The sequence below is a fragment of the Pseudoalteromonas sp. DSM 26666 genome (genome assembly GCF_900116475.1).
GTDB lineage: Bacteria > Pseudomonadota > Gammaproteobacteria > Enterobacterales > Alteromonadaceae > Pseudoalteromonas > Pseudoalteromonas tetraodonis.
Genome location: NZ_FPAR01000001.1, coordinates 594858 through 608660 on the forward strand (window position 1 = coordinate 594858; position 13803 = coordinate 608660).

The following is a 13803-nucleotide window of genomic DNA, read 5'->3' on the forward strand; positions in this document are numbered from 1 at the left end:
AAATTAAACTGCCAGCATGAAACTTTTTTGGGGGCTTACTTTGGTTTTAAACTACTTAAAAATACGGTGTGACTTGGCAGTTGCTCTACCGTTGAATTTATTAATGTTTTTAAATTACTAAATAACTCGGCTAATTGCTCATTGGTTAATGAATCTGCTAGTGCACCGTAATCATCGGGTAATAGGCCTTGACCTATCATGACTTGTTGCCACGCCACTTCGGCAAATAACTCATCGTTTTCGCGCACTACTTTGCCCGTTTGTTTAAATAAATCCATTTTATGCGCTAACGATTGCGGAATTTCCATTTGCTTACATTGACGCCAAAATGGAGTATCTTCCCGCTCAGTTAGCTTATAGTGCAAAATAATGAAGTCACGAATATGCTCGATTTCGGTGATGCTTTGCTTATTAAATTCTGTTACTAACGCATCACTAACCCCATGGTGAGGAAATAACTTAATTAAACGCGTCACAGCACTTTGTATTAGGTGAATACTGGTTGATTCAAGTGGCTCTAAAAACCCACTCGATAAGCCAATGGCAACGACGTTTTTATGCCACTGTTTTAAACGACGACCCGTTTTAAACTTAATTAATCGGGGTTCAGTAATAGGCTCTGCAGGAAGATTATTGAGTAATAATTGTTTTGCATCGTCATCAGATATATAGCGGCTACAATATACTAAGCCATTCCCCATTCTGTGCTGTAATGGAATTTGCCACTGCCAACCGGCACTGTGCGCAATTGAACGTGTATAAGGTTTTAATTCATCATTTGATGCTGTTTGTACTGCAATGGCGCTATCGCAGGGTAAGTAGTGCGACCAATCTACAAACCCAGTATTGAGTGTTTGCTCAATCAATAAGGCACGCAAGCCCGTACAATCTAAAAATAAATCGCCACTGATACTGCTGCCATCATCAAGGGTTAGGCTCTGAATATTGCCACTGGTTGGGCACTGCATGACCTCATTAATTTTAGCATCTAGATGTTTTACCCCCCGCTCTGTGGCTAAGTGCTTTAAAAACTCAGCATACAAACTGGCGTCAAAATGATACGCGTAGCTTAATCCTGGTAACGACGTGTTAGAAATGGTATTCAGTGGAGCAAATTTATTGTTTTTCGCAGCCTGATAATTTAATGAAAAATCCCAAAAATCATCTTTGTTGCCTTGCGTTTGGCCTTTAAGCCAAAAATTATAAAAGTCACAAAAAGGAAAGTTTTTACCCAAAGTGCCAAACGCATGCATATAACTGTGTGCTGAGCTTTTCCAGTTTTCAAACTCAATACCAAGCTTAATCGTCGCGTTAGTGGCATTTATAAAGTGTTGTTCATTGATACCCAATGCATTATTTAGCTGCATTATAGGGGGAATAGTGGCTTCCCCTACGCCCACTGTGCCAATGTGAGTTGATTCTATTAGGGTAATATTAATTACTTTACCTAATACTTTATTTAACAGTGCAGCGGCTATCCATCCAGCTGTACCACCGCCTGCAATGACGACGTGTTTTATTGGTTTCATATGTTTGTCCACGTTTTGCTGTGTATTAAAGCCGCTTAAATAATTTATTAGGCAAAGTCACTATAAAAAAGCCCCTGTAAAACAAATCACAAGGGCTTTTAAAAACAACTTAAATTATAGCTTGTAACTTACACCGAGTAAGTAAGTACGGCCATAATCTTGGTAGTCACGCACTTGCAGCGCATTATCGCCTTGCAATGAAGTAAACGCTTCTTCGGTAATGTTTTGAATTTGGAATGTCATCGACAAATTTTCAAAACCAGCAATACCAGAATCAGCAAAATCATAGCCTACTTGCGCATCCCAAATAGTCTCACCAAGTATATCAACTTGTTGTGTTGCAAAACCTGAACCGTAGATATCACCTTTAAAGTCACTACGCTTACGCATGCTAGTACGTGCTTGGAAACCATTGCGTTCGAAGTACACAGTTAAACTATCAATTTTGTCTGACAAACCTGGTAGTTCGTAATCGTTTCCGTTTTGATCTTGCAAGTCTTGCTCAACGCTGGTGTGGCTGGCAATTAAACCAAAACCTTCTAACGATTCATGTAATACGCTGAAAGGGAATGATAATGAAAGCTCATAGCCCCATAAATTACCATCACCACCGTTGACTTTACTTGAGCGAGTTGCTGTATTTCTATCCGCAGGTGGGACTTCACCCGTTGCTGGATCTTCTTTACCAGTTACATCTACATCGTAACGCTCATCAAAAATCCATTGGTCAATGTCTTTATAAAATAACGCTGCTGAAAAGTACCCTTCTGCATCAAAGTAGTTTTCGTATGTTAAGTCAAAGCCTGTTGCTTCTTTTGGTTCAAGCTCTGCATTACCACCAGAAATCGACCAGTAGTTACCATTTTCGTCTGGCTTTTCGCTGTTATAACTTGTTTCAATAGATGCATGCATTTCATCAAGGCGAGCACGAGAAATTGTTTTAGCCGCACCAAAACGAATTGTTTGCTCTTGGTCGATTGCAAAAGATAAGTTCAAGCTTGGCAATACATTTGAATAGTCGTGGCTAATGTCGGTAGGTGACGCAACCACTAAACCATTAATATTCGATGCTTCAAAGCCTTGCGAAGATTGCTCAGTGCGTACATAGCGTATACCCACATTACCTGTTACCGGTATGCCACCAATCTCTGCATTAATATCTGCTTGAATAAATGCAGCGGTAACTTCTTCTTGTACCGTCCACGAACGGGTTAAATGTTTTTGATCCGTTAAGCTTTCTTGTAGTAGATCATAATAACCATCATTTACTAGGCCATTAGTGTCATATGCAATCATATCCCCCATGCCAATAAAGTCTAAACTTGCTGAGCCTAAACGGTATTGCTCTGGCACTGATACCATACCTGGGTTATCTAACGAGAAATCTTTTAAAGTCATGAAGTAACCTTCAGACTGTTTTACTTTCTCACGGTCGCGGTAAGATAAACCAAAATTAATACGGCTAAAGTATTCGTTTTCAAGTACTTTACTGGCCGCTAGCTTAAGCGTTGAAAGCTCATCGCTAATTTCTGGGGCATTAATAAAGCCATCTTGTGCGGTATTTTGATAAGGTGTGTCATTTAAGCCGTACTTATTATTAAGCGCAGCACTGCTTCCCCACGATAATGGGCCACCTAATTGAATTAGGTCATAGTCGCTGTAATCAAGCTGATGAGTAAATTGTGCACCTGTATTTCCGCCGTCAAATGCATACCCTATGTTATCAGCAACACCATTTGAATCGCCACGGCCGGTACCAGAGTAGCTTTCAATACTCCAAATCGTACGATCTACTTCTGAGCGGCTGGCATCAAATTCAACTGACCACTCATCGTTAATATCGTATTTAGCGTTAAAACCAAATTGTGATAGCTCTGCTTTACGCTCTTCATAGTCATTTCGCACAACTACGCGCTGACCTTCGGTTACTGCACTGGTAATAAAGCCAGACTGCTCATCAACAGTAACACTATTTGGGTCGATGCTACCTTGACCCCAAGCGAAAGGTACTTCAATACCACGTAAGATTTTTTCATCGTTGAAATCTACATATAATGCATCAAACGTCATGTTTAAACGGTCATTTGGCGCAGCTTCAACAACAAACATAACTGAGTCACGCTCAAGGGTTGATGATCGTACGAAAGGTTTAGCGCCGCCTAAAATTGAATAGTTTTGTCCATCATTTCCTGTAAACTCAGGGTAACCCCAAGAATTCCAACGCTTTTCTTGGTTTGGTGAGCTCATAGTATTGTAAGCAAATGCAACACCTATGGTGTCATCTGCAAACTGATCTATGTATGAAACGGTACCACGAAAACCTTTGTCATCGCCATCTGGGTTTAATTTATCAAAGCTAGTTTGCTCATACTGACCATTAAACATGATCACTTGCTCACCTTTACTTAAAGGCTTTACCGTTTGCATATCAATTACACCGGCAATACCTTCTGCTTCAATGCTAGCACTTGGCGTTTTATAAACAGTTACACCGCTCATAATTTCTGACGGGTAAAGGTCAAACTCAACACCACGGTTGTCACCAATAGATACCTGCTCACGGCCATTAAAGGTGGTTGCACTTTCGTTTTCACTAAAACCACGAACACTTACACGACTAGCACGACCATCAAGACGTTGTGCTGTTAAACCTGGTAAACGTGCGATTGACTCTGCAATAGATGAATCTGGAAGTTTACCAATATCTTCTGCAGAAATTGACTCAACAACCTGTGTTGAAAAACGCTTAGTATTAATTGATTCAACAACACTACCGCGAAAGCCTTTTACTTCAATGATTTCTACATCATCATTTTTTATTGTTTCTTCTTGTGCCGCAGTGGTGGCAAAGCTTGATAGTCCAGCAGCAGTTAATGCTAGCGTTAGTATACTTGGTTTGAACATAGCCATAATGTTTTCCCGTTACCCATAATGTGATACCCGCTTACTTGCTTAAGTGATAGTTAAGCCTGCGAGCTTATTTTGTTGTCAGGATGAATACTAACGCTCGTATTATTTTATTAACAACTTTATGCATACGTATTCAAAGTTACACCACACGCATTAAGTTAACATTAAATTTACACACTATTTTATAAGTGACTGTTTTATTATGAGTTATTTTAGTGCAATTAGCATTTATAGCTTTAATGATAGTCATTATTTATTTTTTGATAAAATAAGTGTGTCATTAAACATAAATAAAGTGACACGACGCTATTTTATTTTCTAATTTATTATTATGGAGGACATTTATTTATGTACAATTGGTAAGACCAATATTAATAATCACCAATTTAGTGCACCCCCTTATTTTTAAGCACCTAAATAACGCAAACAATAAATTAACAATTTAACAAACCAAATTGGTAAAGAGATATTCAATAAACCGGCGTTAAAATCGATGAAATAAGCGATTGATTTAACCTCTTTTAATGACCTTAAAACGGTGCATACGTATGCAGACTTTTTACAGTATGACGGGCTTCAAGTATGCTTTTTCAAATAAACGAGGATTAACACCTCTAAAAAAGAACAACACAAAGACAGTGTGAAAACGGAGAAAGGCATGGCCCAAAAGCAATGGTATAAAGGTGCGGTTATTTATCAGGTTTATCCGCGTAGCTTTCAAGATAGCAACAACGATGGCATTGGTGACTTAAAAGGGATAATTAATCGCATTGATTACATTAAAAGCTTAGGGGTGGATGCTATCTGGATCTCACCTTTCTTTAAATCACCTATGAAAGATTTTGGTTATGATATTAGCGACTATCGCGATATCGACCCGCTTTTTGGTAACTTAGATGATTTTGATGAGCTCATTGCGCAAGCACATCAACGCGATATTAAAATTATTATAGACCAAGTGCTTAGTCACACCTCAGATCAACACCAATGGTTTATTGATAGCCGTGAAGATTTAACCAACGATAAAGCTGATTGGTATGTGTGGGCTGATGCTAAAGAAGACGGAACAGCACCAAACAACTGGTTATCAATTTTTGGTGGCGGTGCATGGCAATGGGAGCCGCGTCGTGGACAATACTACTTACATAACTTTTTCACGGAACAGCCTGATCTTAACTTTCATAACCCTGATGTTCGCCAAGCTGTACTAGACAATGTTGAGTTTTGGCTTAAAAAAGGCGTTGATGGTTTTAGGTTAGATGCAATTAACTTTTGTTACCATGACGCACAGCTTCGTGATAATCCTGCAAAACCAAAAGAAAAGCGTCAGGGCCGTGGTTTTAGTGAAGACAATCCGTATGCTTTTCAGTATCACTACTACAACAACACACAGCCTGAAAATATTGAGTTTATGCGTGACATTCGCACCTTACTCAATAAATACCCAGGAACCGTGTCACTGGGTGAAATTTCATCTGAAGATTCATTAGCCACCATGGCAGAATACACCCAAGGCGGCGATAAATTGCACATGGGTTACAGCTTTGAGCTACTAACTGATGACTACTCGAGTGAATATATAAGAAACACCGTTACTACACTTGAACAACGTATGACTGAAGGCTGGCCTTGCTGGGCATTTAGTAACCATGACGTAGAGCGCGTTGCAAGCCGTTGGAGCGAAACGGGTGAAGTAAACCCTGCGCAATGTAAGATGTTAACCGCCCTATTGGCCTCGTTACGTGGTAGCGTGTGTATGTATCAAGGTGAAGAACTCGGGCTCGGTGAAGCAAGCGTTGCGTTTGAAGATTTACAAGACCCATACGGCATTACGTTTTGGCCAAACTTTAAAGGCCGTGATGGTTGTCGTACCCCAATGCCTTGGGAAAACCTTGATAGCTCACATGCCAATGCTCACAATGCGGGCTTTAGTGAAGTAAAACCGTGGTTACCTGTTGATCAACAACATAGGCTGCAAGCAGTTGCTGAACAAGAGAATGATTCAAACTCAATATTAAATGCGTACCGTGAATTTATGGCATGGCGTAAAAACCAGCCGGTATTACTTGAAGGTGATATTGAGTTTTTACAAACCGAAGAGCCAATCTTAGCGTTTTACCGTACTCTAGACGATGAAAAAATGTTGTGTGTATTCAATTTGAGTGCTTCACAAGCAAAACTTACTATTAATGCAAGTGTTGAAAATGAACATAGCGACCTTTCTCATCACAACGCAAAGCTTGATAATGAAACACTGACAATTGAGCCATTTGGTTGTTATTACGCCCACTGCAGTTAATATTTGCATTATTATAAAAAACCCGAGCACTGCTCGGGTTTTTTTAGCATTTTTTAATGGCTAATTGTTTTACTATTTAAGTAATCAGTAAATGCAAACAGTACACCCGACACAACAAAGGTAACGTGTATCAGCACTTTCCAGAGTAATTCATCATTTGAATGAGATGCAGAGCTTATAAACACTTTTAGTAGCTCAACGGCTGAAATGGCGACTATTGCACTAATCAGTTTCATTTTTAAACCAGAAAACCCTACTTTTCCCATCCATACGGGACGGTCTTCATGATTTTCGATATTAAGCTTAGAGACAAAGTTTTCGTAGCCACTAAATATAATAATTAATAAAAGTCCAGCTAACAAAGCGGTATCAACCAAAGTTAATATACCCACCAACAACTCTTGATTACTGGCAGTAAACGTTGCGATCCCCATCAAATACAGCTGTTTAAAAAATTTTATTAGTAATAAAACCACAGCAAATAGTAAACCGACAAAAAATGGGGCTAATAACCAGCGTCCTTTGAATATAAACGACTCAAGAGCATGCTCTACTTTATGAACAGGTTGTATTTTTTTATTTATATTATTTATATGTGGCTCTGACATAAGAACACCTAAAAATTAAAACGCGACATTAGCCTAAATTTAGCTGTAACACAATTAGTTAAGGTTAAACACTTTTACGCGATACGCTCATCTTGACGATAAAAATATTTCGTTTCCCTTTATTTTATATTCGATTAAAAATCAATATACCAACAGAGATGTTCTGGCTTGGTTACACTTGTTTTATGTAGGCATTGTATGAATACATAACTCGATTGTTACTCCATTTTTAGGAATAAGAAAATGAATAAAGCATTACTCGCGTTAATCGTTGCACCATTTTTCGTTTTATCTGCTGCTAATGCAGTGGCAAACGATGCTACAGACGCTTCAGCTGAGACGATTCAAGAATTCACAGAAATGTGTGTTAGTTGGGCTAAAGAAGACGACGTAAGCAATGAAGAGCTTTATAACTATGTTTTAAAGTGTGTGAATGATGAACTAACATCTGAAGGCTATAACAAAGTCACTGCTGTTAAAATTTAATGAATAATTATGTGAATTGAACCTAAATTGGTTACATTTTTTAATCCTGTAAAGTAAAAAATCAGATTAGAAATGCCATTGCGATAGGTTTGATTTGACAAAAAAACCGGAACTGTCACAGGCTGTGCATTCCGGTTTTTTATTACTTAAAGCGGTGAATAATTAATTATTCATCGTCTTTTTTTACTTTTGCTTTCGCTTTACTTTTAGCAGGCGCTTTTTTAGCGGCGGCTTTCTTTTTAGGCGCGGCTTTTTTCTTTGCCTCTTCTACCCATTTACCACCTTCGTAGTGTGCCGTCCAACCAGTTGCTTTGCCATCAACCTCAGTCATTACATACTGTGATTTATTCTTACGACTGTAACGCACAACAGCAAGATTACCATCAGGATCTTTAGCTGGTGCATCAGCTAAGTAGTAAAACTTAGGCGAAATACGCTCTCTAAAACGCTGTAACTCTTCTACTTTGGGGGCGCGTGTTTCTCGTGATTTAGGGAACGTATTTGCTGCTAAGAAAATACCTGCAGCACCGTCACGTAATACAAAATAGGCTTCAGACTTTTCACATTCTAATTCAGGAATATGAACGGGATCTTCTTTTGGTGGCGCGGCTTCGCCATTTTTTAATAACTTACGTGTATTTTTACACTCGTCATTGTTACAGCCAAAATACTTACCAAATCGACCTGATTTTAATTCCATATCAGCGCCACATTTATCACATTCAATAATAGGGCCGTCGTAACCTTTAATTTTAAACGTACCCTCTTCAACCACATGCCCATGACACGCTGGGTTATTACCACACACGTGTAGTTTACGGGTTTCATCGATAAGGTATGAATCCATCGCTGTTTCACAAATTGGACAGCGCTTCATTTGCATTAATGTTTCTGTTTCAACGTCTTCAACATCAGCTGCAACCGCTTCATCACCCGACACTAAGTTCATAGTGGTAGTACAGCGCTCTTTAGGTGGCAGGTTATAACCAGTACATCCTAAGAATACGCCCGTTGAAGCAGTACGAATACCCATTTTTCTGCCACACGTTGGGCAGTCAATGTCGGTTTCTACCATTTGATTAAGACGCATACCGCCTTCATCGGGTTCACCTTTGGCAATGTTTAACTGGGTTGAAAAATCGGCATAAAACTTATCAAGTACCTGCGTCCAAACACGCTCACCTTCGGCGATATCATCTAAACGGCCTTCCATTTTAGCGGTAAAATCGAAGTTCATTAAATCGGTAAAGTTTTCAACAAGGCGATCGGTGACAATCTCCCCCATTTTTTCAGCGAAAAAGCGACGATTTTCTACTCGTACATAACCACGATCTTGTATCGTTGATATAATAGAGGCATACGTAGATGGACGACCAATCCCACGTTTCTCAAGCTCTTTAACTAAGCTTGCTTCACTAAAACGAGCCGGTGGCTTAGTAAAGTGCTGCTTAGGATCAAGCTCAACTAACGTGAGCACCTCGCCTTGCTTAACAGCAGGCAGCGATTGATCTTCTTCATTCTTTTTACGTACTGCCGGTTGCACTTTAGTCCAACCATCAAAACGTAAAACACGTCCTTTTGCTTTCAATGTAAAATCGTTGGCAGCGACCGTTAAGGTGGTTAAATCGTACTCAGCTGGCACCATTTGACAGGCCACAAACTGACGCCAAATAAGCTCATAAAGCTTTTTCGCATCGGCATCCACACCTTCAACATGCCCAGAAAGCACTGATACGCTAGAAGGACGAATCGCTTCGTGCGCCTCTTGTGCATTACCTTTAGAGCTATAGTTAATCGGATCAGCAGGTAAATACTTGGCGCCAAACTCATTGGTTACGTATTCGCGACACATTTCAACCGCATCTTTCGATAAATTAGTTGAATCGGTACGCATATAAGTAATATAACCCCCCTCGTATAAACGCTGGGCAAGCATCATGGTCTTTTTAACGCCATATCCTAATCGGGTACTTGCTGCTTGTTGCATTGTTGAAGTAATAAATGGCGCACTTGGACGGCTCTTACTTGGTTTCTCTTCAACGCTGACAACTTTATATTCGGCATTCTCAAGGCTTTTAACTGCTGCTGTAGCTTGTGCTTCATTTACAGGCTTAAATGGCTTGTCTGCTTGTTTAGCGACTTCTAAACGTAGGTCAGACTCGCTATTTTTAACATCGGCATGAATGTCCCAAAATTCTTCAGGAATAAATGCTTTAATTTCACGTTCGCGTTCAACTAATAAACGCACTGCAACAGATTGCACTCGACCCGCTGATAAACCACGCGCTACTTTAGCCCATAATAGGGGCGATACCATAAAGCCAACAACACGGTCTAAGAAGCGACGGGTCTGCTGTGCATAAACCATGTCGGTGTTTAACTCACCTGGGGTTTCGAATGCTTGTTGTATTGCATTTTTAGTGATTTCGTTAAAAACAACACGCTTATATTTTTCTGGCTCGCCACCAATAATTTCTTGAAGGTGCCAAGCAATAGCTTCCCCTTCTCTATCCAAATCCGTTGCGAGATAGATTTGATCAGCATTTTGGGCAAGCTTTTGTAATTCTTGAACAACCTTTTCTTTACCCGGCAATATTTCGTAATGTGGCTCCCATCCTTTTTCAGGATCGATTCCCATTCGCGCGACTAAGTTAGTGTAGTCACGTTGCTGTTTATACGCTGCTTTCTCATCAGGTGGCATTTTACGCACCTCAGCAGGCGTTTTGCTTGCTGGTGCTTTGTTTTTGCCAGAACCTGAAGTAGGTAAATCTCGTACGTGTCCAATACTGGACTTAACGATAAAATCATTACCTAAGTATTTATTAATTGTTTTAGCCTTAGCAGGTGACTCTACAATTACTAGCGATTTGCCCATAGTTGCCTATTTCTAACCTAGTTTTTTAAATGTGTTTAGCCGACTCATGCGGCGCGAATATTTATAGGTATATCTACAAACACTAGTTCTTACAAGCTTTTAATACAAACTTTTCAGTATTTACTGAATAAACAAACAATTTCTGTTGTAAATTTAATCAAACCAGTGCTTTTTGAATAATTGATGTGGAATATATAGAATAGAAACAAAAATGCCAACCTTATTGGTTGGCATTTTCTATGCTTTATTAATTTTAAACCTTAGGCTCGTCTAAAATCGACATCACGGTATATTGAGTTTTCACTCCACCAGGGGTCACAAATTCGATGTATAAAAAGCCAGAATCAACATCATTTGGCTCAGCCTCTTTTGTAATATTTACTGAAACAGAGATAGGCACTTGTTGCGCAGTATTCACAACGGTGTAATCTGTTAACCCTCTTAACACACCATTGTCGGCAGTGACAGTAACTGTAGTACCTGCAGGCAATGGATTATTATGAATATCACTGAAGAAGATAGTCACTGAAATCGCGCTGTAAGGTGTGGAATTGCTAATATCAATAAGGTTTATGTCACACATACCCGCCATATCGGAAGCTTCTAAGCGAATACCATCACTTAAACTACAGTCATCTAAAGCCGTTACAGCTCTAATGTAAGGTGTACTTCCAGACATCACTAACTCTGAACGATCGCGTACATTTACTGTTTCACGCGTACATGCATTTGCAGCAAGCGCCTCGTCACTACATAACAAGCCATTGTAAATGCCATCGCCGGAATCAAACTGACCATTATTTAGTGCACCAGAGCGCTCCACATACCACTCATCTTCACCGCCATTAGAATTTACAGGGTTCGCAGGTGCGGGTAAATTTCCGTCAAAAATACCGTTTTCATTAAAATCTATAAATGCTTCAGGTAAATCTTGTAATGTAGAATCAAACTCGTTTTGATTAAATTCACCGTTAGCAGATACATCATTAAATGATTCTTCACCCACTGAGTATGCTAGCAAGCTTACACGACCACCTAATGGATAATCTATTGGCGCATTACTTGGCGCATCCGCAAGTGATATCGGGTTACCGCTACTATCAAGATAGGTAAGTAGATTGCCGTTTGTGTCTAGTTGTGACTCTCTGATACCTAATGTACAAGGTGCTGCTTGACCAAAAAAACGGTCACACTTATCAGCCACAGAGTTTTTATAAATGCTGTAATGATAAGGAATTGGGTTTTGGCTACGCCACTGCGCTTTACACACACCATCTATGGTGCGACAAAGTAATAAAGGCGTAAACTGTTGATCATCTATTGTGCCAACTGCACCACCTTCACTGGCAATATAAATTGCCGTGTTATCAGGAACAAAATTATTAAAGTGATCGGCTGCAAATACAGTTAAGTCTGTAGTCACCCCAGCTTCATTTAGTGATTCTGTATTAAATGTTTGTACTGCAAGCGTAAAACTATCCTGATCTGGCACACCAGTGGTAATGGTTATGTCATTTGACACAATAGAGATCACATTATTTTGTGATGTATCGCCACTCACAACTTGATGTGATGCAATAACAGATAAAACTCCTGCGGCTCTTCCTGAGCGGACATTTACAGTCACTAAACCTTCATTATTGGTAAACTGAAATGCACTGTCTAGCAACGCGCCGCCGGGGTTTTGCGAAAGAGCAAAATCAATCTGCTTTTGACCAACAGGGTTACCATTAATATCTAAAAGTTTAAAGGTAAGCTCTGAGTTTTCAGTGAGAGTCTGACCGCCAGCTCCTTTAATAGCTAACACTTGATTGGTCACACCCATAAACGCGATTGAACCCGTTTGAGCGGCAGCTACATTAATATTAATTGTTTTAGTCGCAACATTACCACCAGTAACCACGGTTGCTGTAATCGTATCTACACCATTACAACCATCCGCTTTATAAGTTGCGCTTGCCGTACCACCAATGCTAGTTACCACACTATCAATAGTGGCTCTAGGAGTAGATTCTTCTGCACATGCCGAGGTAAATTGTACTTCAAGTGGAGTGGTGAATAAGTTATTGCTACCATCTACAATCTGAGCGGTAATAATAGTAGTAGAACCTGCAGACAACACATCACCAGTTGCAATACCCGCGCTTAAATTTACATTTACTTGAACAGCGTTAATTTCAAATAAAGCACTCGCAACGCCGCCCTGAGCGGTTAACTCAACTTGGCCAACACCTGAGCTACTGCCAGGCAATAAATTCAAAATAGCAACACCAAACGCATCCGTTTTAGCCGTTAAGCTTTCAGGTAATAAAATACCTAGCGTTGTTGTCGCTTGAACCAGTACATTACTTGCTGGCGTATTACTGCCAGGTTTTGTGATTTTTGCGTATACAATAGCTTGTTGCCCAAGTAAATTACTATTTTGAGAACAGTCAGATGGATCAAGCTCTATAGAATCTCTGTCTATATTTAACCAGCTATCAGGGCAGTTTTGTAAAATTTTAATGTCAATATTTGCGGTTGAGTCATTCGATTGAGGCTCATCACCTGCCGTGTAAAAGCCAAGTTTACTTGTTGCGTCTTCGTAGCTAGCAACAATGGTTCCTGCTCCTTCAACACTACCCGCGCTAAGCTCGATAGTTGCAACACCGCTGGAATTTGTTAAAGCGCTACCTGTAGCCGGTATAAAAGAACCCAGTGTTGTGGTAAAGCTTACCTCTTGACGCACAACAGGTTGACCATCACTTCCGGTTACCGTTGCAACCACCTCTAGCGGGTTATCGGCAGTAACAATTCTATCTTCAAAATCAAGTTCAACTTGAATTGCTTGTTCGACAACGTCTCCACCGGTGCCTCCAGTATCACCGCCAACGGTTCCACTTTCTTTTTCCAGTGAGCCACCACCGCCACAGGCGATGAGTAATGTGCTGAGCCATATAATGCTGAGCAAACGAGTTAAAGGCATAGGTTTCTCCGTTGCGCTATTACTAAGTTAAACTTATTTACTTAATGTTAACCTATAACTTAGTCTAAAATCTCAGTTTTTTACTCCTTTTTTTGATAAAAATTTTTAAAAAGTTGACGTTTTTTCTGTAA

7 protein-coding genes are annotated in these 13803 nt (G+C 39.8%); 2 read left to right on the top strand and 5 right to left on the bottom strand.

Annotated features, from left to right (window positions below):
* Positions 1-35: 35 nt before the first annotated feature.
* Both BM380_RS02705 and BM380_RS02710 read right to left on the bottom strand, forming a co-directional pair.
* Complete coding sequence (locus BM380_RS02705) at positions 36-1529, bottom strand: tryptophan halogenase family protein (protein WP_090492751.1); 1494 nt, start codon at positions 1527-1529, stop codon at positions 36-38.
* A 114-nt stretch (positions 1530-1643) separates the two neighbouring features.
* A complete protein-coding gene (locus tag BM380_RS02710; RefSeq protein WP_090492753.1) occupies positions 1644-4439 on the bottom strand; it encodes a TonB-dependent receptor in 2796 nt (931 codons plus the stop codon).
* A gap of 658 nt (positions 4440-5097) precedes the next feature.
* Between BM380_RS02710 and BM380_RS02715 the strand changes: the two genes are divergently transcribed.
* Positions 5098-6738, top strand: a complete 1641-nt coding sequence (locus tag BM380_RS02715; protein ID WP_090492755.1) for an alpha-glucosidase family protein — start codon at positions 5098-5100, stop codon at positions 6736-6738.
* A gap of 53 nt (positions 6739-6791) precedes the next feature.
* Here BM380_RS02715 and BM380_RS02720 read toward each other — a convergent pair whose 3' ends face one another.
* Positions 6792-7346, bottom strand: coding sequence for a TIGR00645 family protein (locus BM380_RS02720; RefSeq protein ID WP_090492757.1), 555 nt, complete (start codon positions 7344-7346; stop codon positions 6792-6794).
* 243 nt (positions 7347-7589) lie between these two features.
* Here BM380_RS02720 and BM380_RS02725 point away from each other — a divergent pair, with 243 nt between their 5' ends.
* Positions 7590-7832, top strand: coding sequence for a hypothetical protein (locus BM380_RS02725; RefSeq protein ID WP_016899532.1), 243 nt, complete (start codon positions 7590-7592; stop codon positions 7830-7832).
* Between the two features lie 166 nt (positions 7833-7998).
* On the opposite strand, the gene topA is transcribed toward BM380_RS02725, so the two are convergent.
* Both topA and BM380_RS02735 read right to left on the bottom strand, forming a co-directional pair.
* The gene (gene topA, locus BM380_RS02730) at positions 7999-10707 is read right to left on the bottom strand and encodes a type I DNA topoisomerase (RefSeq protein WP_090492759.1); all 2709 of its coding nucleotides are present in this window, start codon (positions 10705-10707) and stop codon (positions 7999-8001) included.
* A gap of 253 nt (positions 10708-10960) precedes the next feature.
* Positions 10961-13672, bottom strand: a complete 2712-nt coding sequence (locus tag BM380_RS02735; protein WP_090492766.1) for an autotransporter outer membrane beta-barrel domain-containing protein — start codon at positions 13670-13672, stop codon at positions 10961-10963.
* Positions 13673-13803: the final 131 nt, after the last annotated feature.

Bases quoted from the DNA above. Each gene is read 5' to 3' on its own strand.
- topA (WP_090492759.1), bottom strand. From the start codon at position 10,707: ATGGGCAAATCGCTAGTAATTGTAGAGTCACCTGCTAAGGCTAAAACA.
- BM380_RS02720 (WP_090492757.1), bottom strand. From the start codon at position 7,346: ATGTCAGAGCCACATATAAATAATATAAATAAAAAAATACAACCTGTT.
- BM380_RS02705 (WP_090492751.1), bottom strand. From the start codon at position 1,529: ATGAAACCAATAAAACACGTCGTCATTGCAGGCGGTGGTACAGCTGGA.
- BM380_RS02710 (WP_090492753.1), bottom strand. From the start codon at position 4,439: ATGGCTATGTTCAAACCAAGTATACTAACGCTAGCATTAACTGCTGCT.
- BM380_RS02715 (WP_090492755.1), top strand. From the start codon at position 5,098: ATGGCCCAAAAGCAATGGTATAAAGGTGCGGTTATTTATCAGGTTTAT.
- BM380_RS02735 (WP_090492766.1), bottom strand. From the start codon at position 13,672: ATGCCTTTAACTCGTTTGCTCAGCATTATATGGCTCAGCACATTACTC.
- BM380_RS02725 (WP_016899532.1), top strand. From the start codon at position 7,590: ATGAATAAAGCATTACTCGCGTTAATCGTTGCACCATTTTTCGTTTTA.